Genomic DNA, 20,346 nt, shown 5'->3' on the forward strand with positions numbered 1-20,346 from the left:
ATAGGTTCCCTCTTAGAGTAGTCATACAACCTGAGTAATTGGTGTAATAACTTATCAGCTTTTCTAAGAATAAAACCGTGTTTTGATCAAACCTGTCTCTGTTATTGCAGGAACTTATAGAACAGTGAGGTGGCGGTCATCTTTCCGTCCGGCATCAAGGCATAGCGCGGGATTTCCCCGGCTTTTTCCCAGCCACACTGGACGTAGAAGCGTTCAGCACCGCTGCCTGTGGCGGTATCGAGTACCAGCACCGATTTGCCCTGCTGGCGCGCCTGCTGCTCCAGATATGCCATCAGCGCATTCGCTACCCCCTGACGTCGGGCATTTTGGTGAACCAAAAGTTTGGCTACGTCGGCGCGGTGCGGTTGGTTCTCTGGTTGATCGGTAATCAGCTGTACCGTCCCGACAATCTGCCCGGCCTGTTCAGCCACCAGCACCAGCCGTTCGCCAGCGTCGACGCTGCGTGCAGTGCGGTGCCAGAAGGCCTCGGCCGTCTGCGGGTCGAACGGCAGCATAAAGCTCACCGACGCGCCGCCATTGACGCTGTCTGCCAGAATATCGCTAAGTCGGGAAAGGTTGGCGAGAATATCGTCGTGCGAAAGGCAACGGAAAGAAAAGGATGTGGTCATGGGTCGCTCCCTGAAATTAACCACATCACTATGATTTTAACTAATATTTAACACAAGCGGCTTTATCATCGTATTTTCTTATTACCCATTCTCCGCCAGAGTCGGCGTGAAAATACGATTGCGCCCTGCTTTTTTGGCGCTAATAAGATAATCGTCGGCCACCATCAGCAGCTGATTAAAGAGTTCGGTGATCCGCCCGGAACCAATCGGACGACACTCAAGCCCCATGCTGATGGTCAGCTTGATCTGCTGTTGCCCCCAGACAAAGGTTTGCGCCTCGACGCCCTGGCGAATTTTCTCCGCCAGCTGCTGCCCGGCCTGCGCCGTCGCGCCCAGGCTGGCCACTGCAAACTCTTCCCCGCCGATACGCGCCACCATTCCCTGCTCGCCGGCCAGCTCCCGCACCCGCTGGGCCAGCTGCGCCAGCACGCAATCGCCGCACTCATGGCCCCACTGGTCATTGACCCGCTTGAAGCCATCGATGTCGAGCACCATCACCGTCAATACCTGCGCTTCGGACAGCGGCTGACGCTTCAGCGACTCGCTTAATCCCGAACGCGAATACACCCGGGTCTGGAAATCAAAATCGGCCCGCAGCGCCAGCTGTTTGACCAGGTTGTTAATCGCCTCCACGCTGGACGCCACAATCACCGGGCTAATCAACATCGCCGCAATCCCGAGACGGGTTGAAAACAGCTGCCACGGCTGCAGGTGGGTATCAGGAGAGAGATGAATCAGAGCGTTAGCCACCAGCAGGATCTCCCCGATGCCGGTCAGAAAAGTCAGCAGGCAGGTCAGCGGCAGCGGATAGCGAATAGCACACCAGATCAGCGCCGGCAGCGGGAAGGTGATGCTACCGGCGCCCCCCACGGCGACGCCCAGAATAACCGACAACACCAGCACGATAACCGGCAACAGCTGACTCCAGCGGAAACCGCTCAGTCCGGAGGGGATCGACACCGTCAGGATAAACGGCAGGATCAGCACCGCGGTAGAGAACTGTTCGCTAAACCAGTCCACCAGTAGTGAAATAAAGGTTTCTCGTTCCACATCCACAGAGCCCAGCGCCCCGACGGCCGCGCTGAGCAACGCCGCCAGCAGACAATAGCAGAACAGATTGAGGACATTTATCGGCCCGGGCATCGAGTCGGTGCGGCGTTTATCCCACAGCACCAGCTGCGCCAGGGTGACAATAAAGACAATATTCGAGAAGTTAATCAGCAGCGAGGCATAGCCCATTCCCCAACGCGAGGTTAAGCCATCGTAAACCAGCATCGCCCCAAAGCAGACGGCATAAAAGTAGCTACGATTTAGCCAGACATAACGCGCGAAGATCCCTGCCAGCACGGCATTCAGCGGCCAGAAAAAAGAGAGTTCCTGTACCAGACGCAGCATCGCGCCGAGAAAATGGAGCAATAAAGTGATTGTGAATAACACCAGTGCATCACGCACGGGCTGTTCCTCACGAAACGCAGTGAATGACCGAATCGACAGTGAAGACATTCAGTAATTATCCGTCTAATTGTTTCAGGCAATTATTATGTTAATAATTAGTTAGCGGATTATCATAGCATGAGAATATTTCTCAGGCATATACATGCCTGAGAAATGAACATAACTAACGTTGCGGGGAATTCATCTGTATCACTAACCAGTGATGGATAACCTGCACCACATAGCGCTGCTCGTCGGCGCTGAGCTCGCGCCCGGCAGGAATGGCGTGCCATTTTGCCAGACAGCCGCGACAGCAGGTGGCGGTGGCATGCTGAGCAATAAACACCGGATGGCCGCGCATCGGGGTCTGTTTGCCATCATTGGCAATATCAGCCGGGGCCAGGCGGCGAGCGATAAAGTCCGCCGCATGCTGATCGATTACCTCCGCCCCTTTATCCAGGCAATATTGCCGCTCTTTGATGCCCAGCCGAAAGCGCGAGCGAAAAGCGGAGCCCTGCAGACGAGTAAAAAGCATATCGATTGAGCGCATCAGAATACCGACCGCCCCAGCTGGTGAGTGAGTTTCTCCAGCACCGCCGTTCCCGCCAACGAGTTACCGGCCTCATCAAGCTCCGGGCTCCACACCGCTATCGCCATCTCCTGCGGCACGATCGCCACAATCCCCCCGCCGACGCCTGATTTTGCCGGCAGGCCGACGCGCCAGGCAAACTCACCGGCGTTCTGGTACATGCCGCTGGTCATCATCAATGCGTTCACTTGCCGCGACTGGATCGGGGCGATCACCGGCGCATCGAGATGTGGCGCGACACCGCGATCCGCGAGAAACAGAAAGGTTCGCGCCAGCTCGACGCAGCTCATTTCCAGCGAGCAGTAATGAAAATAGTTGTGCAGCACCGTGGCGACATCGTTATGGAAATTACCAAACGATTTCATCAGCCAGGCAATCGCAGCATTGCGCGCAGAATGGTCAAACTCTGAACGTGCGACCACCGGATCGTAGGCAATATCGCTGACGCCGCTCAGACGACGCACAATCTCCAGCATTCTCTGGCGCGGCGCGCTCAGTCGGCTTTGCAGCATATCGCAGACCACCAGCGCCCCGGCATTAATAAAGGGATTGCGCGGTTTGCCCTGCTCAATTTCCAGCTGTAACAGCGAGTTGAAAGGTTGCCCGGATGGATCTTTCCCCACCCGCTGCCAGATTTCGTCTTCCGGATAGTGGTTCATCGCCACCACCAGGCTCAGCACTTTGGAGATAGATTGAATGGAAAAACGCTCGTGGGCATCGCCGGCAGAATAGTGCTGACCGTCTACCGTACAAATTGCTACCCCGAGTTTATTACCGCTTACGCTGGCCAGCGCCGGAATGTAATCCGCCACCTTGCCGCGCCCAATCAGCGGCCTGATTTCTGCCAGAATGGTCTCCAGCATTGCATTATTGATGACCGTCGCCACACCCGGCTCCTTGCCCGCCGTCAAATTCGGGCTGGGAGTATAGCAGAGTGCGGCGACGGTCGTCAGGCGTGACGTCGGTTAGCGACGGTCTTTCCATACGGTTTGCACATTACAGAACTCATGCAGGCCGAAATGGGACAGTTCGCGACCAAAGCCACTCTTTTTCACGCCGCCAAACGCGACGCGGGCATCGCTGGCGCTGTAACCATTAATAAAGACGCCTCCGCACTCCAGCTCGCGGGAAAAACGCTGCGCTTCATCGACGCTGGTGGTATAGACGGTGGCCGACAGGCCAAAGTCGCTATCGTTGGCCAGGGCCAGCGCGTGATCGGCATCGCGCGCCACGCTGATGGTGGCCACCGGGCCAAACAGCTCCTGGCGGAATCCGGTCATTTCCGGTGTGACGTTACCCAGCACCGTTGGCGCATAGTAGTTGCCCGCCCCGGCCATTTTCTCTGCGCCCAGCAGCAAGGTCGCCCCTTCCACCAGGGTCGCGGTCACCTGCTGATGCAGTTCATCACGCAGATCGAAGCGCGCCATTGGCCCGATGTAGTTGGCTTCATCACGCGGGTCACCCATCTTCAGGGCGTCGACGGCGGCGACAAAACGGCTGGTAAAGGCCTCGGCAATGCCGGCTTCAACGATAAAACGCTTCGAAGCGGCACACACCTGACCGCTATTTTGATAGCGACCAATCACCGCCGCTTTAACCGCTTCATCAAGGTCAGCATCATTGAGGACGATAAACGGATCGGAACCGCCCAGTTCAAGGACGCATTTCTTCAGAGCAGCACCGGCCTGTGCGCCGATAGCCTTGCCGGCACGCATGCTCCCGGTCAAGGTCACCGCGGCAATACGTGAGTCGTTAATCGCCTGCGACACGCCGTCGTTGGTGGCATTTACCCAACCGAAGACGCCATCCGGCAGTCCTGCTGCGTCAAAGATCTCGCCAATCAGCGCCGCGCTGCCCATCACATTCGGCGCGTGTTTCAGCAGGTAGCTGTTGCCCGCCAGCAGGATCGGTACCGCCCCGCGCAATACCTGCCACAGCGGGAAGTTCCACGGCATAATCGCGAGGATCGCCCCCAGAGGACGGTATTCAATCACCGCGTTGTTGTTTTCCACCGCGGTGGCTTCGGTCGCGAGCATCGCCGGACCATGCTCTGCGTACCAGTCGCAGAGGTTGGCGGATTTGGTCACTTCGCCACGGGCCTGGGCGATCGGTTTGCCCATTTCAAGGCTGATCATCTGCGCCATCTCTTCGGCGCGGGCGCGCAGCGCGCTGCCGACACGACGGAGTGCATCGGCACGCTCGGCGACACTGACGGTGCGCCACTGACGATAGCCCTGCTCAGCCAGCGCAATCGCCGAATCCACTTGTTGTTCAGTCGCCCAGGGAAGAGACGACACCATTTCTCCCGTGGTCGGGTTGATGGAAACCGCGTGCGTTGTCGATAAAGTCATCGTATTGCTCTCTCTGTTGATTGCGAATTGACCTCATTCTGGCGTACCCTTCCTTTCATTGAAAATGAATAATATTAAGTAACCCATTCACAAAAGAAGAACACTATGGACCTGACCCAGCTTGAGATGTTTAACGCCGTCGCCAGCACCGGCAGCATTACCCAGGCCGCGCAGAAGGTGCACCGGGTTCCCTCTAACCTGACGACCCGCATTCGTCAGCTGGAGGCTGACCTTGGCGTTGAGTTGTTTATTCGTGAGAACCAGCGCCTGCGCCTGTCGCCCGCCGGGCATAGCTTTTTACGCTATAGCCAGCAGATCCTCGCGCTGGTTGATGAAGCGCGGATGGTGGTCGCCGGAGATGAGCCTCAGGGCCTGTTTTCGCTCGGCTCGCTGGAGAGCACCGCGGCGGTGCGCATTCCGTCGACGCTGGCGCTGTATAACCAGCGCTATCCGAAAATCCATCTGGCGCTCTCGACCGGCCCGTCAGGTACCATGATTGACGGCGTGCTGGAGGGCACCTTAAGTGCGGCATTCGTTGACGGGCCGCTGGTGCATCCCGGTCTTGAGGGCTTACCGGTGTTCCCGGAAGAGATGATGATTGTCGCGCCGGTTGGCCATGCGCCGGTCACAAGGGCCAGCGAAGTTAACGGCAGCGAGGTGTACGCCTTTCGCGCCAACTGCTCCTACCGCCGCCATTTCGAAAGCTGGTTCCATGCCGACCGCGCCACGCCGGGACGGATCCACGAAATGGAGTCCTATCACGGCATGCTGGCCTGCGTGATTGCCGGGGCCGGGCTGGCGCTGATCCCGCGCAGCATGCTCGAAAGCATGCCGGGGCACCAGCAGGTTTCCGCCTGGCCGCTGGCCGAAGAGTGGCGCTGGTTAACCACCTGGCTGGTGTGGCGCCGCGGCGCCAAAAACCGCCAGCTGGAGGCGTTTATAGCGCTGCTGAACGAAGATCGGCAACGAGCAGTTTCTCCATAAACAGGCTCAGCGGGTCGGGCTTATAGGGCGCAAAGGCGCAGCGGGTTTGATACCCGCTGCGGGTATACAGTTTGACCGCCGCGTGCTGATGGATCCCGGTCTCCAGACGCACGGTATGGCAGTCCCGGCGCAGAGCTTCGCTTTCCAGCGCCTCCAGCAGCCTCTCCCCCAGCATCTGTCCGCGATGGGTCGGGTCGATATAGACCCGCTTCATTTCACCAAAGCCCTGCTTATCCAGCACAATCGCCCCGCAGCCGACCGCCTGCTGTTGCGCGTCGCGGATTAGCAGCACGATCACTGACTCCGGTGCCAGCTGGGTCAAATCGACCAGATGGTTGCTTTCAGCTGGATAAAGAGACTCCTGGTAGGCATCCAGTTGGGCGATCAGGGCCGTCAGGTCGGGGTGGGCAAGCGTAGTGGGGGCGATGGTATACATAGGTAAGCTCCTTTTTTGACCACTGTAGCGCAGCGCGTACACCTGCCCCTCATAGCGTTAACTTATACCTCCGCCCTGCGCTTGCGCTAAGCCATTGAGCGGCGGTAATTTTATAAGATGACCTCTGATAGCGGGACAGGACCATGAATACCAAAGCACGTAAGGTGATGATTATTGGCGCCGGCAACGTCGGCACGTCGGCCGCCTACGCCTTGTTAAATCAAAATATCTGTGAGGAATTGATCCTCGTGGATTTGAATACCGCCCGGGCGCAGGCCCACGTTCAGGATCTCAGCGATGCCGCGGCCTATATGCCGGGGATGATGACCATTTCAGCGCGTGACGTCAGCGACTGCGCCGACGTCGATATTGCGGTGATCACCGTCTCCGGCGGTGCCCTGAAGCAGGGCCAGACGCGGCTTGATGAACTCACCGCGACGGCCGGCATCGTCAACAGCATCGTGCCGCAGATGATGGCCAACGGCTTCAACGGTATTTTCCTCGTCGCCACCAACCCCTGCGACATTATTACCTGGCAGGTATGGAAACTCTCCGGACTGCCGCGCAGCCAGGTGATCGGTACCGGCGTCTGGCTGGATACCACCCGCTTGCGCCGGGTGCTCGCCCAGGCTCTTGATATCGGCGCCCAGAGCATTGACGCCTTTATTCTCGGCGAACACGGCGATACGCAGTTTCCGGTGTGGTCGCACTCGTCGGTCTATGGCTCGCCGATTGCCGATGTGTACCGCAAACATACCGGGCAGGAGCTGGACCGCCAGCAGATTGCCGAGAAGGTACGCACCCTGGGGTTTGAGATTTACGCCGGGAAAGGATGTACGGAGTACGGCGTCGCCGGCACCATCGCCGAGATCTGCCGCAATATCTTTACCGGCAGCCATCGCGCACTGGCGATTTCATGCATTCTTGATGGTGAATATGGCGAGAAAAACGTGGCGGTTGGTGTGCCGGCGGTGCTGGCGCAGAGCGGTGTTCAGCAGATTATCGAGCTGCAGTTAGCCGCGGACGAGCGCGAGAAGTTCGCCCAATCAGTCGCGGTGATTAAAGCCAATATCGCCCGCCTTCCCGCCTGACAGTGCGCAATGACCCGCCCGCAGAATGCGGGCGTGGTCAACGATCTCAATTCGTCTGATGCCTCAGGCGTCGCGTAGCAGAATTTTCCCCTGCAGCCAGGTCACCGCCTGCCCGGACATCAGCACCCGATCGCCCTTCAGCTCACAGCGCATATCGCCGCCGCGGGCTGACACCTGACGCGCCAGCAGGCTGTTTTTCCCCAGCTTCGCGCTCCAGAACGGGATCAGCATAGTGTGGGCCGATCCGGTAACCGGATCCTCCCAGACCGCTTCTCCCGGAGAGAAAAAGCGGCTGACAAAGTCATATTCACCGTCGCCAGGGGCGGTGATCGTCACTTTATGTTCACCGGGCGTCAGCGCGGCAATTGCCGGTCTGACCGCCTCAACCTCTGCGCGAGTCGCCAGTTCGATAAGCCATGCCCGGCCGCGCCGGGCGCTGACGTAGCGGTCGATGCCCAGTCCGGCCAGCAATGCCGCAGGCGGCACGCACTCTTCGGTGGCACCGGCCGGAAAATCCAGCGTCAGCCAGTCGCCTTCCCGGCTTACCGTCAGGCGACCGGAGGCGGTTGCGAACGCCACCGATGCCTGGGGATAGTCAAGATGATGGAAAATGACGTGGGCGCTGGCGAGCGTCGCATGACCGCAAAGATTGACCTCATTGCGGGTGGTGAACCAACGCAGGCTAAACGTCTCGCCTTCCCGTACCACGAAGGCGGTTTCAGACTGGTTATGTTCCTGGGCCATCTTCAGCAGTACGTCATCCGCCAGCCACTCCTCCAGCAGGCAGACCGCCGCCGGGTTGCCGGAAAACGGGCTATCGCTGAACGCGGAAACCAGATACATCGGAATCGCTTTCACGGCTTCTCCTTAGCGTAGGGTGATCGACCCGGTCATGTAGGTGGTTGCCTGGCCGCCGATCAGCACCCGATCGCCCTGCCATTGGCAGCGCAGATCGCCGCCGCGGGCCGACACCTGACGGGCAAGCATCGTCGTTTTCGCCAGCTTGTCGCCCCAGTACGGGATCAGCATGCTGTGCGCAGAGCCGGTGACCGGGTCTTCGGCGACCGATTCGCCCGGGCAGAAGAAGCGGCTGACAAAGTCATACTCATCATCGGAGGCGGCGCTGATACAGACCATTTTGCCAAGCTGCTCGAGCTGCTGCATATCCGGCCTGACGGCTTCCACCTGCTGGCGGTTTTCGAGAACCACCAGATAGTCGCGCCCTTCGCGCACCTCAATCGCCTTACTCAGCCCCAGTCCGGATAACAGCGCCGGCGGCGGCGTCACCACCGGTGTGGTCTGCCATGCCGGGAAATCAAGGGTCAGCCAGTCGCCGTTGCGGGTCACCCGCAGCTCTCCGACAAAGCGGGTGCTGAACACGATGGTGGCGGAAGGATGATCGAGATATTCGAAAATAATATGTGCCGAAGCCAGCGTCGCGTGACCGCAGAGGTTGATCTCATACTGGGTGGTGAACCAGCGCAGTTCATACCCTTCATCGCTGCGCACGAAAAACGCCGTCTCGGACTGATTATGCTGCTGCGCCATTTTCAGCAGTACGTCATCCGGTAACCATTCGGTGAGTGGACACACCGCCGCCGCATTGCCGCCAAAATTGCGGTCGCTGAAGGCATCCACGAGGTAAAAATCAATTTCCTTCATCCTACAATCCTTCCTGTTTTTACATCTCATCAACATGACATAAAAGCGAATCATGCACACTATCTATATAAAAATGAATCCGTTAACGCTGGAATGTCTGCCAATGAAATAATGAGATCCAGATCACAAAGTGATTGTATTTTCACCACCGTTCGTTTTAAGATCGACGCCTCTCTTCTCTTCAGTTATCAGCTCAGAATCTATGATCACAAATACGGTTTCACGCAGGGTCGCGTGGCTTCGGGTCGTCACGCTTGCTATCGCCGCGTTCATCTTTAATACCACCGAATTCGCGCCGGTCGGTCTGCTGTCCGATATCGCCGACAGCTTTGACATGGAGACCGCGCAGGTGGGCATGATGCTGACCATCTACGCGTGGGTGGTGGCGTTGATGTCGCTGCCGTTTATGTTGCTGACCAGCCAGATGGAGCGCCGTCGCCTGCTGATCGGCCTGTTTATTCTGTTTATTGCCAGCCACGTGCTGTCGTTTTTCGCCTGGAACTTTAACGTGCTGGTGATCAGCCGCATCGGTATCGCCTTCGCTCATGCGGTGTTCTGGTCGATCACCTCAGCGTTGGCTATTCGCCTGGCCCCGCCGGGCAAACGCGCGCAGGCTCTGAGCCTGATCGCCACCGGCACCGCGCTGGCGATGGTCTTTGGTATTCCGATTGGCCGTATCGTTGGGCAGTATTTCGGCTGGCGAACCACCTTCCTGGTCATCGGTATGGGGGCGCTGGTTACCCTGGTGTGTCTGTTCAAGCTGTTGCCAAAACTGCCGAGCGAGCATTCCGGTTCACTGAAAAGTCTGCCGCTGCTGTTCCGCCGTCCGGCGCTGCTGAGCATCTATCTGCTGACCGCGATTGTGGTCACCGCGCACTATACCGCCTACAGCTACATCGAACCCTTTGTCCAGACCGTCGCCGGCCTGAGCGGCAATTTTGCCACCGTCCTGCTGCTGACCCTGGGTGGCGCGGGGATCATCGGCAGCATTCTGTTTGGCAAACTGGGTAACCAGCATGCGTCTGGCCTGATCAACATCGCCATTGGACTGCTGCTGGCCAGTCTGTTGCTGCTGCTGCCGGCTTCGCAGAATGCGAACTACCTGATGGTATTGAGCGTCTTCTGGGGCATCGCCATTATGATTATCGGCCTCGGGATGCAGGTGAAAGTGCTGGCGCTGGCGCCCGATGCCACTGACGTGGCAATGTCGCTGTTCTCGGGGATCTTTAATATCGGTATCGGCGCCGGTGCGCTGGTAGGTAGCCAGGTCAGTACCCATCTGTCGATGGCCTCTATCGGCTACGTGGGCGCCATTCCGGCGCTGGTGGCGCTGGTGTGGGCGGTGATGATCTTCCGCCGCTGGCCGGTGTCGCTGGAAGAGCGGCCGCATCACTCCTGATCGCTGATTGCAGCAAGTACAGGTAAACAAAAGCCCGCCCGGTTTATTCCCCGCGCGGGCTTTTTTACGATCTAACGAACAGACTGCATCAGGCGTGATAGGTGGTGATAATCTCCAGCACGCCGTTGATGATAAACTGCACGCCCATACAGACCAGCAGGAAGCCCATCAGGCGGGAAATCGCTTCGATGCCGCCCTTGCCCACCAGGCGCATAATCGCCCCGGAGCTGCGCAGACAACCCCACAGAATAATCCCCACCAGGCCGAAGATGATCGGCGGCGCCACCAGCACCACCCAGTCGGGAAAATCGACGCCGTGTTTCACCGTTGAGGCGGTACTGATCAGCATCGCGATCGTCCCCGGTCCGGCGGTGCTGGGCATCGCCAGCGGCACAAAGGCGATATTGGCGGTAGGCTCATCCTTCAGCTCTTCCGACTTCATCTTGGCTTCCATGGAGTCATGCGATTTCTGCTGCGGGAAGAGCATGCGGAAACCGATAAAAGCGACAATCAGGCCGCCCGCAATACGCAGGCCGGGAATGGAGATCCCGAAGGTGCTCATCACCACCTGACCGGCGTACCAGGCAACCATCAGAATAACGAACACGTACACCGACGCCATCAGCGACTGTTTGTTACGTTCTTCATTATTCATGTTGCCTGCGAGACCGAGGAACAGCGCCACGGTCGTCAGTGGATTTGCCAGCGGTAAAATGACCACTAGCCCCAGGCCAATCGCTTTAAAAAGTTCAATCATATTAATTAAAGCCCCGTTAATTTTTCATTCATCACCGTTTTGCTGGGGCAGTATAACTTTTGTCAGCGTTATCATACCAGCGCCGAAATCCCGCCAGCACCCGCTTCTCTGGTACCACCTGCTTGCTGCGTGGCTCACTTTAGCAAATCGTGTCATCAGCAATCGGTCAGGTTGACTTATGATTGCCTGGGCAATAATATCCACAGCAACTAACTAATTGCCTGGGCAACCATTGTGAAAAACACCAGTGATCTGTTTAACGAAATGATCCCTCTTGGTCGCTTGATTCAAATGGTTAACCAGAAAAAAGATCGCCTGCTCAACGAGTATCTCTCCCCGATGGATATCACTTCCACCCAGTTCCGGGTGCTCTGTTCCATTCGTTGCGAGGTATGCATTACCCCCGTTGAGTTGAAAACCGTGCTTTCGGTCGATCCTGGCGCAATGACGCGCATGCTCGATCGCCTGGTCTGCAAAGGCTGGATTGAACGGTTACCCAACCCTACTGACAAACGCGGTGTGCTGGTGCAATTGACATCAGACGGTGCGGCGCTATGTGAGCAGTGTCATCAGGTTGTGGGTCAGAAGTTGCACCAGGAATTAACAAAAAATCTGTCGGCGGACGAAATCGTCACCCTTGAGCATCTACTCAAGAAAGTCCTGCCGTAATAAGAAGAGGTAAGATGATGTCCAGACGCAATAATGACGCCATCACTATCCATAGTATTTTGTCGTGGATCGAAGATAACCTGGAATCGCCCCTGTCGCTGGAAAAAGTGTCCGAGCGTTCTGGTTACTCCAAATGGCACCTGCAAAGAATGTTTAAGAAAGAGACCGGTCACTCCTTAGGCCAGTACATCCGCAGCCGCAAGCTGACGGAAATCGCGCAAAAACTCAAGCAGAGCAACGAGCCGATTCTGTACCTGGCAGAGCGCTACGGTTTCGAATCGCAACAGACGCTGACGAGAACCTTTAAAAACTATTTCGACGTTCCGCCGCATAAATATCGCATGACCAATATACCGGGTGATTCCCGCTATCTGATGCCACTGAACAACTGCTGTTAACCGCCTGCAAAAAGACGTATTGAGGAAATCATGAAACTATTCGCTTCCGCTGCTTTTGTCCTGCTCGCGCTGGTCTCCAGCCAGAGCTTCGCGGAGCAAACCACCACGCCGGTACGCCACAATCAGCACGACGCCATGATTATGCCATCCGAGCACAACGACTCGCCGTTTGATTTCAATCATATGGCCGCCGGTAGCGATAAATCGGATGAGTTAGGCGTACCCTATTATAACTAATTGCACTACCCGAGCATTTTGCCCCGTTTACGGGGCTTTTTTTGCCTGCCGGAAAGCCGCGGTTTACCCTTGCAGACGTTTGCTCATATTAATACCGGTGACATGAAAACCGGTAGCCTCATAGACGTGCCGGGCGCGCGCATTGTCGCCCGCGACGCGAAGCCCGATCTGCTCAAACCCCTGCTCCCGCATTGCATCTTCAAACACCTGCATGGCCTGCTTACCCAGCCCCATTCCCTGACAAGCGTTTAAGATATGAAAATCATAGATGAAGACCCGACGCTGGTCGGCATCGGGTTTGTACCACAGGTAGCCGACCAGCCTGTCGTTATTATCTTGTCGGGTCATTAAACACAGCAGGATCTGACCGGGCGTATTAACGCCCTCAGGAAGGTCGCGCTCGATCTCCTGCTTTGCCCTGGCCAGTGATGCCTCAGCAGAAAGCCGGTAGTTTGCCGCAATTTCTCGCGCGTAATCGGCAATAAAATAATCCAGATAGCCCGGATATTCATCCTCGCGCATGGGGCGCAGCGTAATCATTGAAATTCCTTTTAGCGTGTTTTCTTTATAAAGATCCGCGCTTGCCCGGTGAAATCAGCGCAAGCACCTGGGCTTATCTCGGCACCGCGCCAGCCCGACGCACCCGCAGACCGAACACGTTGATATACAGGCCGCCCATGATCAACACCGCCCCCAGCATCTGCAATCCGTTCAGGGTTTCGCCGAGCAGCAGCGCGGCGCTGGCCATTCCCACCACCGGTACCAGCAGCGACAGCGGCGCCACCCGCCAGGTTTCATAGCGCCCGAGCAGCGAGCCCCAGATACCGTAACCGACGATGGTGGCAACAAACGCCAGATACAGCAGCGAGAACACCGTCAACATATCGATATGGCGCAGGCTGTCGGCCATCACCTGCGGGCCATCAATAAACCATGACGCCAGCATAAACGGCAGGACAGGAATCAAGGCGCTCCACACCACCAGCGACATAATCTGCGGCTTCTCGGCATGGGACATGATCTTCTTATTAAAGATATTGCCCGTGGCCCAGCTCAGCGCGGCGGCCAGGGTCAGCATAAAGCCAATCGCCGGCACATGCTGGCCGCCGAGGCTCGCCTCAACCAGCACCAGCACGCCGAAGATGGCCAGTGCAATCCCCGCCATCTGCTTGCCCTGTAGCCGTTCGCCAAAGGCAAAGACGCCGAGAATAATAGTGAAGAACGCCTGCGCCTGCAGCACCAGCGATGCCAGCCCGGCGGGCATGCCTAAAGAGATGGCGCAGAATAAAAAGGCGAACTGGCCGAAGCTGATGGTCAGCCCATAGCCCAGCAGCAAGCGCAGCGGAATCTTCGGCCGGGCGACAAACAACAGCGCCGGAAAGGCCACCAGTAAAAACCGCAGCCCGGCCAGCATCAGTGGCGGCATATTATGAAGACCGAGCTTAATCACGACAAAATTAAGCCCCCATACCACGACCACCAGCAGCGCCAGCAGCCCGTCTTTACGTGTCATACCCTGCCTCTGTTGTTATGTAAATTTTTGTGAACTAAATCAAAGTACCGAAAAACTGCCCCGGCGGATAGATCATTATTTTTGGCAGGGTCGAAAAGCATCTCCGGACACCTGGCAAGGCTATACAAGCTATTAAGAGCATGATATTTCTGAAGGGTACAACATAAAAATAACATTTCATCAGGCAAAAAAATGATACCGACCATCAGGCGCTCGACCATTGCGTTGCTGGCGTCCTCGCTGTTGCTGACTATCGGTCGCGGCGCCACGCTCCCCTTTATGACCATCTTCCTCACCCGTCAGTACCATCTGGCGGTGGATCACATTGGCTATGCGCTGTCCATCGCCCTGACGATCGGCGTGGTGTTCAGCATGGGGTTCGGCATCCTGGCGGATAAGTTTGATAAAAAACGCTATATGCTGATTGCGATACTGGCCTTTATCGGCGGCTTTATTGCCATTCCGCTGGTCAATAGCGTGACGCTGGTGGTGTTCTTCTTCGCCCTGATCAACTGCGCCTATTCCGTCTTCGCCACCGTGCTGAAGGCCTGGTTTGCCGATATGCTGTCGCCGGAGAAAAAAGCGCGGATTTTTTCCCTCAACTATACCATTCTCAATATTGGCTGGACCGTCGGGCCGCCTATCGGCACGCTGTTGGTGATGCACAGCATCAACCTGCCATTCTGGCTGGCAGCGGCCTGCGCGTCGGTACCGCTGGTGTTTATTCAGCTTTTCGTCCAGCGCACGACGGCGGCGGTCGCCCAGGATAACGCGGTGCAGTGGTCGCCGTCGGTGCTGCTACGCGACCGGGCCCTGCTGTGGTTTACCTTTTCCGGCCTGCTGGCCTCGTTTGTTGGCGGCTCCTTCGCGTCCTGTATTTCCCAGTATGTACTGGTGGTTGCCGATAGCAGCTTTGCCGAAAAGGTAGTGGCGGTGGTGCTGCCGGTGAACGCCGCGGTGGTGGTCTCCCTGCAGTACGCCGTGGGCCGGCGACTCAGCGCCAGAAACATCCGCCCGCTGATGACCTTCGGCACGGTCTGTTTCATCCTTGGGCTGGGCGGTTTTATGATCTCTGACAGCAGCTTGCTGATGTGGGGTCTGTCTGCCGCGGTGTTTACCCTCGGCGAGATTATCTATGCCCCGGGCGAATACATGCTGATTGATAACATTGCCCCGCCGGGGATGAAAGCCAGCTACTTTTCCGCCCAGTCGCTGGGCTGGCTGGGTGCGGCCTTTAACCCGATGATGACCGGCGCTATCCTGACCCATATGCCACACTGGTCGCTGTTTGTGGTGTTGATGGTGGCGATAATCGTCGCCTGGATCATGATTTTACGCGGCATGAAAGCGCGCCCGTGGCATAGCGGCGGTTGCGCAACCACCAGCGCCTGAGCCACGTGTCATGGGGCTGTCGGGTTACTGTCGGGTGCGGATCGTGGTGCCCGACGGTGCTCTGTCGCACACTCCATCTCAGGTTTTCACCCGGAGATAGACAACATGAACAGCAGCAATCAGGTTAAACAATTACGTCTGCAACGTGCCTGGTCCCAGGAGCAGTTAGCCGAACTCACCGGCGTTAGCGTGCGGACCATCCAGCGTATCGAAAATGGCGATCGTCCGGCGCTCGAAACCCTCAGCGCCCTGGCGGCGGTGTTTGAGGTCAACGTCGCCGACATTACCGCTGATGCGCCGGCTGGCAACGAGACGTCGCTGGACCAACGTATCGAAGAGGCAAAAGCGCGCCTGCATCAGGAGAGCCGCTTTTTGCGATCGCTGTCGACGGCGCTGGTGGTATGCGTACTGCTGGTGCTGCTAAACCGCTTTACTCATCCGGACTATTACTGGTCTGCGTGGGTGGCCGCGATCTGGGGTACGCTGCTGCTGGTGCGCGGATTACGCCTGTTTGTCTTCGGCGGGCTCATCCGCAACTGGCGTCAGGCTCGCCTGCAGCGACTGCTGCGTAAATAGCGGCGGTGCGGACAACCCTCGGCCCCGCCGGGCCGATGGGGTTAAATCGTCACCATGCCGCGTACCCCTTCGGCTTCCATATCCGCGCCATTGCCCTGCTGAATAATCGTGCCGCGAGACATCACCAGATAGCGATCCGCCAGCGCCGCGGCGAAATCATAAAACTGCTCCACCAGCAGGATTGCCATGTCGCCACGGTTCGCCAACTGGCGGATCACCTCTCCTATCTCTTTTATGACCGACGGCTGAATGCCCTCCGTAGGCTCATCGAGGATCAGCAACTGCGGGCGGCTGGCCAGCGCACGCCCGATAGCCAGCTGCTGCTGCTGACCGCCGGAGAGGTCGCCACCGCGCCGCTGCTTCATGGTTTTCAGTACCGGAAACAGCTGATAAATCTCCTCCGGCACCTGGCTGGCCTCCCTGGCGGGAAAGCGCGACAGGCCCATCAGCAGGTTCTCTTCCACCGTCAGACGGGGAAATATTTCGCGCCCCTGCGGCACATAGGCAATCCCGGCCTGCACCCGCTGGTGCGGCTTACGCTGGGTGATGGGCTTTTCCTGCCAGATAACGTCGCCGCTGCGGGCCGGAATCAGCCCCATCAGGCACTTCAGCAAGGTGGTTTTGCCCACGCCATTGCGCCCCAGCAAGCAGGTGATTTCGCCCTGACGGGCCTCAAAATTTACGCCGCGCAGAATATGACTGCCGCCATAGTATTGATGTAACTGGTTAACCTGTAGCATCCGCGCTCCTTAACGTCCGAGATAGACTTCAATCACCTGCTCGTTGTCCTGCACTTCGCGCAGCGACCCTTCCGCCAGCACCTGCCCCTGATGCAGCACCGTGACCCGGTCGGCGATGGTTTCGACAAACCCCATGTCGTGTTCCACCACCATCAGCGAGTGCTGCCCGGCCAGGGTACGAAACAGCTCGGCGGTATACTCGGTTTCGGCATCGGTCATCCCGGCGGCGGGTTCATCGAGCAGCAACAGATGCGGCTCCTGCACCAGCAGCATGCCGATCTCGAGAAACTGTTTTTGCCCGTGGGAGAGCAGCCCCGCCGCGCGCCCGCGTTCGGCCTCGAGACGCAGCAGGCGCAGGATTTCGCTGATGCGGTCCTCCTGCTCGCCGTTGAGCCGCGCCCGCAGGCTGGCCCACACAGACTTATCGCCCTTCAGCGCCAGCTCGAGGTTTTCCGCAACGGTTAACGCTTCAAACACCGTGGGTTTCTGGAATTTGCGTCCAATTCCCTGACGAGCGATCGCGATAGGATCGAGGGTCATCAAGTCGATCGACTGGTCATACAGCGCCTTGCCGCTTTGCGGCCGGGTTTTGCCGGTGATCACATCCATCAGCGTGGTTTTCCCGGCGCCGTTGGGGCCGATGACGCAGCGCAATTCCCCGACGCCAATCTGCAAAGAGAGATCGGTCAGCGCCTGGAAACCATCAAAATTAACGTTGATTTTTTCCAACTGCAGCACCGGGTCGGTCTGTTCGCGAAAGCGGTCCGTCGGCTGCTGACGGGTAAATAAACCATCATCTGGTTGCATCAGCGATCTCCTTTACGCAGCAGGCCAATGACCCCGCGCGGTAAAAACAGGGTCACGATAATAAAAATCAGACCGAGGAACAGCTGCCAGTACTCCGGCATCGCCACGGTAAACAGGCTCTTGGCGCCGTTCACCAGTCCGGCCCCCAGCACTGGACCAATCAAGGTGCCGCGTCCGCCCAGCGCGACCCAAATGGCGGCTTCGATGGAGTTGGTCGGCGACATTTCGCTGGGGTTGATAATCCCGACCTGCGGGACGTACAGCGCCCCCGCCAGCCCGCACAACACCGCCGACAGCGTCCACACCAGCAGCTTAAATCCGCGCGGATCGTAACCGCAGAACATCAGGCGGTTTTCCGCATCGCGCACCGCGGTCAGGATGCGGCCAAACTTGCTTTGCGCCAGCAGATAGCCGATCCATAGCGTCAATAACAGCAGCAGAACCGTCGCTAAAAACAGCGCCGCCCGCGTGCTGGTCGCGGTGACGGAAAAGCCCAGCAGCGTAGTGAACCCGGTAAAACCGTTATTTCCACCAAAGCCGGTTTCGTTACGGAAGAACAGCAGCATCCCGGCATAGGTCAGCGCCTGGGTCATGATCGAGAAGTAGACGCCTTTGATTTTCGAGCGGAAGGCAAACCAGCCGAATACCAGCGCCAGCACGCCCGGCACCAGCACCACCAGCAGCATCGCCCAGGCAAAATGTTGCGTTCCCCACCAGAACCACGGTAGTTCGTTCCACGACAAAAACGACATAAATGCCGGCAGGCCGTCACCTGCCGCCTGACGCATCAGGTACATCCCCATCGCATAACCGCCAAGCGCGAAAAAGATGCCGTGGCCCAGCGACAGCATCCCGGCGTAGCCCCACACCAGATCCAACGCCACTGCCACAATGGCGTAGCACAGGATTTTGCCGGTCAACGTCAACAGCCAGGTCGATACCGCCAGCGGATGCGACTGGGCCAGCAGCGCCAGAAACGGCATGCTCACCAGGCCCAGAATCAGCAGCAGCCCGAGCCACTGCAAAGGTCGCGGCGCCTTACGCGCCAGCGTCAGTGTTATCGGTTGGCTCATCAGTCAATCACCCTGCCTTTCAGTGCGAACAGTCCCTGCGGACGTTTCTGGATAAACAGAATAATCAGTACCAGGATCAGGATCTTGCCCAGTACCGCGCCGAGCTGCGGCTCAAGAATTTTATTGAAGATACCCAGACCAAAGGCTGCCACCACGCTACCCGCCAGCTGGCCTACGCCACCGAGCACCACCACCAGGAAGGAGTCGATGATATAGCCCTGGCCCAGTTCCGGACCGACGTTACCGAGCTGCGACAGCGCCACCCCGCCCAGCCCGGCGATCCCCGAACCGAGACCAAACGCCAGCATATCGACCCGCCCGGTTGGCACGCCGCAGCAGGCCGCCATCGCCCGGTTCTGCGTCACCGCCCGCACGTTCATGCCCAAACGGGTTTTGTTGAGGATAAGCCAGGTAAAGAACAGGACCAGCAGCACAAAACCCAGCACCGCCAGCCGGTTCCACGGCAGGATCAGGTTTGGCAACACCTGCAAACCGCCGGAAAGCCAGGCCGGGTTTGCCACTTCGAGGTTCTGCGCGCCGAACAACATGCGCACCAACTGGATCAGCATCAGGCTGATCCCCCAAGTCGCCAGTAACGTTTCCAGCGGCCGGCCATACAGATGGCGGATAATGGTGCGTTCCAGCGCCATCCCGATACCGCCGGTGATCATAAATGCCACCGGCAGCGCAATCAGCGGATAAAAAGCCAGCCACTGCGGCGCGAATTGCGCCAGCGCTTGCTGAACCAGCCAGCAGCTGTAGGCGCCGAGCATCAGCATTTCGCCGTGGGCCATATTGATAACGCCCAGCAGACCGTAGGTAATCGCCAGTCCCAGCGCCGCCAGCAGCAGCACCGACCCCAGCGACAGCCCCATAAAGGCCTGCCCAAGAACATCGCCCAGCATCAGGCGCTGTTTAATCTGACTGAGACTGTGGGCCGCGGCCTGACGGACCTGCGCGTCCGGCTCATGCTGGACATCGGTAAAGGGAATTAACAGCGCCTGGGTGTCCGGGTCAACGGCGTGGCCGAGCCGCTCAACGGCGGCCAGGCGGCGAGCGCTGTCGGGGCTGGCCAGCTGCAGCCGGGCCAGCGCAATCTCCAGCTGGGCTTTCACACCGTCATTAGTCTCCTGCGCCATCCGCTGCTCGAGCAGGCCTGCCATTTCCGGCGTCGCCTCCCGTTGCAGGGTTTTGACGGCGGAGAGCCTTTCTGTGACGTTGTCACTAACCAGCAGGTGCGTCGCCAGCGCCCCGGCGACCAGATTACGCAGGCGGTTGGTGAGGCGAACCGGTTTTGTCGCCCCTTGCGGCGTCTGCGCGGCGCCCAGCGGCTGTTGCTGACTGAAGGCATGACCGCTGCCATCGACCGTCAGCGTTTCCGCCTTCAACGCCCGCAGCAGCGGCAGTCGTTGCGCCTGGGGCGCGGCGGCCCACTGCTCCAGCAGCTGCGCCTGCTGGCTGCGGGTTGCCACGACAAAATCGTCGGCTTCCGCAGCCTGGGTCTGCCACGGCAGCAGCATTATCAGCAACGCAAAACCGTAACTCATGATGCGCCATGCGTTCATGATCGTCTCCTTGTGCTGTCACCCGTTACGGGTATCCCCGGTCA

23 protein-coding genes are annotated in these 20,346 nt (G+C 58.2%); 8 read left to right on the plus strand and 15 right to left on the minus strand.

Features of this window, described 5'->3' with window-relative positions:
* Positions 1-101: 101 nt before the first annotated feature.
* From EDF82_RS04525 to sad, 5 genes are all read right to left on the minus strand, one after another.
* A complete protein-coding gene (locus EDF82_RS04525) occupies positions 102-629 on the minus strand; it encodes a GNAT family N-acetyltransferase (RefSeq protein WP_123754397.1) in 528 nt (175 codons plus the stop codon).
* Positions 630-710: 81 nt separating this feature from the next.
* Complete coding sequence (locus EDF82_RS04530; protein WP_154143869.1) at positions 711-2,132, minus strand: GGDEF domain-containing protein; 1,422 nt, start codon at positions 2,130-2,132, stop codon at positions 711-713.
* A gap of 115 nt (positions 2,133-2,247) precedes the next feature.
* Positions 2,248-2,613, minus strand: a complete 366-nt coding sequence (locus EDF82_RS04535) for a DUF4186 domain-containing protein (protein ID WP_123754399.1) — start codon at positions 2,611-2,613, stop codon at positions 2,248-2,250.
* Positions 2,613-3,539 (minus strand): glutaminase B, encoded by a 927-nt coding sequence (glsB, locus tag EDF82_RS04540; RefSeq protein ID WP_123754400.1) that lies wholly within the window; start codon positions 3,537-3,539, stop codon positions 2,613-2,615. The genes EDF82_RS04535 and glsB overlap by 1 nt, the downstream gene beginning before the upstream one ends.
* A 78-nt stretch (positions 3,540-3,617) precedes the next feature.
* The gene (sad, locus tag EDF82_RS04545; RefSeq protein ID WP_123754401.1) at positions 3,618-5,003 is read right to left on the minus strand and encodes a succinate-semialdehyde dehydrogenase; all 1,386 of its coding nucleotides are present in this window, start codon (positions 5,001-5,003) and stop codon (positions 3,618-3,620) included.
* A 105-nt stretch (positions 5,004-5,108) separates the two neighbouring features.
* On the opposite strand from sad, the gene EDF82_RS04550 reads away from it, so the two are divergent.
* Positions 5,109-5,987, plus strand: coding sequence for a LysR family transcriptional regulator (locus tag EDF82_RS04550; RefSeq protein WP_123754402.1), 879 nt, complete (start codon positions 5,109-5,111; stop codon positions 5,985-5,987).
* Here the strand turns inward: EDF82_RS04550 and EDF82_RS04555 are convergent.
* The gene (locus EDF82_RS04555; protein WP_123754403.1) at positions 5,941-6,423 is read right to left on the minus strand and encodes a GNAT family N-acetyltransferase; all 483 of its coding nucleotides are present in this window, start codon (positions 6,421-6,423) and stop codon (positions 5,941-5,943) included. The two genes, EDF82_RS04550 and EDF82_RS04555, sit on opposite strands and share 47 nt — an antisense overlap.
* Before the next feature lie 143 nt (positions 6,424-6,566).
* On the opposite strand from EDF82_RS04555, the gene EDF82_RS04560 reads away from it, so the two are divergent.
* Positions 6,567-7,514: an L-lactate dehydrogenase gene (locus EDF82_RS04560; protein ID WP_123754404.1), complete on the plus strand. Its 948-nt coding sequence runs from the start codon at positions 6,567-6,569 to the stop codon at positions 7,512-7,514.
* A gap of 63 nt (positions 7,515-7,577) precedes the next feature.
* Here the strand turns inward: EDF82_RS04560 and EDF82_RS04565 are convergent, their stop codons facing one another.
* Together EDF82_RS04565 and EDF82_RS04570 are read right to left on the minus strand one after the other, a co-directional pair.
* Entirely contained in the window at positions 7,578-8,372 is a 795-nt protein-coding gene (locus EDF82_RS04565; RefSeq protein WP_123754405.1) for a PhzF family phenazine biosynthesis protein, read from the minus strand.
* A 9-nt stretch (positions 8,373-8,381) separates the two neighbouring features.
* A complete protein-coding gene (locus EDF82_RS04570; protein WP_123754406.1) occupies positions 8,382-9,176 on the minus strand; it encodes a PhzF family phenazine biosynthesis protein in 795 nt (264 codons plus the stop codon).
* 202 nt (positions 9,177-9,378) lie between these two features.
* Here EDF82_RS04570 and EDF82_RS04575 point away from each other — a divergent pair, with 202 nt between their 5' ends.
* Entirely contained in the window at positions 9,379-10,575 is a 1,197-nt protein-coding gene (locus EDF82_RS04575; RefSeq protein ID WP_123754407.1) for a sugar transporter, read from the plus strand.
* A gap of 88 nt (positions 10,576-10,663) precedes the next feature.
* Here the strand turns inward: EDF82_RS04575 and EDF82_RS04580 are convergent, their stop codons facing one another.
* Positions 10,664-11,332: a MarC family NAAT transporter gene (locus EDF82_RS04580; protein ID WP_123754408.1), complete on the minus strand. Its 669-nt coding sequence runs from the start codon at positions 11,330-11,332 to the stop codon at positions 10,664-10,666.
* Between the two features lie 234 nt (positions 11,333-11,566).
* On the opposite strand from EDF82_RS04580, the gene marR reads away from it, so the two are divergent.
* From marR to marB, 3 genes are read left to right on the plus strand one after another with little or no spacing between them, the layout of a single operon-like run.
* The gene (gene marR, locus EDF82_RS04585; protein ID WP_123754409.1) at positions 11,567-12,001 is read left to right on the plus strand and encodes a multiple antibiotic resistance transcriptional regulator MarR; all 435 of its coding nucleotides are present in this window, start codon (positions 11,567-11,569) and stop codon (positions 11,999-12,001) included.
* A 17-nt stretch (positions 12,002-12,018) separates the two neighbouring features.
* The gene (gene marA, locus EDF82_RS04590) at positions 12,019-12,399 is read left to right on the plus strand and encodes an MDR efflux pump AcrAB transcriptional activator MarA (protein ID WP_123755483.1); all 381 of its coding nucleotides are present in this window, start codon (positions 12,019-12,021) and stop codon (positions 12,397-12,399) included.
* Positions 12,400-12,429: 30 nt separating this feature from the next.
* Positions 12,430-12,636: a multiple antibiotic resistance protein MarB gene (gene marB / locus EDF82_RS04595; protein WP_123754410.1), complete on the plus strand. Its 207-nt coding sequence runs from the start codon at positions 12,430-12,432 to the stop codon at positions 12,634-12,636.
* A 63-nt stretch (positions 12,637-12,699) separates the two neighbouring features.
* On the opposite strand, the gene EDF82_RS04600 is transcribed toward marB, so the two are convergent.
* Positions 12,700-13,176, minus strand: a complete 477-nt coding sequence (locus EDF82_RS04600) for a GNAT family N-acetyltransferase (protein ID WP_123754411.1) — start codon at positions 13,174-13,176, stop codon at positions 12,700-12,702.
* 73 nt (positions 13,177-13,249) lie between these two features.
* Complete coding sequence (eamA, locus tag EDF82_RS04605; protein ID WP_123754412.1) at positions 13,250-14,149, minus strand: O-acetylserine/cysteine exporter; 900 nt, start codon at positions 14,147-14,149, stop codon at positions 13,250-13,252.
* Between the two features lie 192 nt (positions 14,150-14,341).
* Here eamA and ydeE point away from each other — a divergent pair, with 192 nt between their 5' ends.
* Together ydeE and EDF82_RS04615 are read left to right on the plus strand one after the other, a co-directional pair.
* On the plus strand, positions 14,342-15,541 hold the full coding sequence (ydeE, locus tag EDF82_RS04610; RefSeq protein ID WP_123754413.1) for an efflux MFS transporter YdeE: 1,200 nt from the start codon (positions 14,342-14,344) through the stop codon (positions 15,539-15,541).
* A 105-nt stretch (positions 15,542-15,646) separates the two neighbouring features.
* Complete coding sequence (locus EDF82_RS04615) at positions 15,647-16,117, plus strand: helix-turn-helix domain-containing protein (RefSeq protein ID WP_123754414.1); 471 nt, start codon at positions 15,647-15,649, stop codon at positions 16,115-16,117.
* Between the two features lie 41 nt (positions 16,118-16,158).
* Here the strand turns inward: EDF82_RS04615 and urtE are convergent, their stop codons facing one another.
* The 4 genes from urtE to urtB are packed head-to-tail and all read right to left on the minus strand — an operon-like array spanning position 16,159 to position 20,302.
* Positions 16,159-16,857 carry an urea ABC transporter ATP-binding subunit UrtE gene (urtE, locus tag EDF82_RS04620; RefSeq protein ID WP_123754415.1) on the minus strand — a complete coding sequence of 233 codons (699 nt, stop codon included), beginning with the start codon at positions 16,855-16,857 and terminating at the stop codon, positions 16,159-16,161.
* 9 nt (positions 16,858-16,866) lie between these two features.
* Positions 16,867-17,664 carry an urea ABC transporter ATP-binding protein UrtD gene (gene urtD / locus EDF82_RS04625; RefSeq protein WP_123754416.1) on the minus strand — a complete coding sequence of 266 codons (798 nt, stop codon included), beginning with the start codon at positions 17,662-17,664 and terminating at the stop codon, positions 16,867-16,869.
* Entirely contained in the window at positions 17,664-18,737 is a 1,074-nt protein-coding gene (urtC, locus tag EDF82_RS04630) for an urea ABC transporter permease subunit UrtC (protein ID WP_123754417.1), read from the minus strand. The genes urtD and urtC overlap by 1 nt, the downstream gene beginning before the upstream one ends.
* Positions 18,737-20,302: an urea ABC transporter permease subunit UrtB gene (gene urtB, locus EDF82_RS04635; RefSeq protein ID WP_123754418.1), complete on the minus strand. Its 1,566-nt coding sequence runs from the start codon at positions 20,300-20,302 to the stop codon at positions 18,737-18,739. Before urtB ends, urtC begins: the two co-directional genes overlap by 1 nt.
* Positions 20,303-20,346: the final 44 nt, after the last annotated feature.

The sequence above is a fragment of the Klebsiella sp. BIGb0399 genome (assembly GCF_003752615.1).
Lineage (GTDB): Bacteria > Pseudomonadota > Gammaproteobacteria > Enterobacterales > Enterobacteriaceae > Klebsiella > Klebsiella lignicola.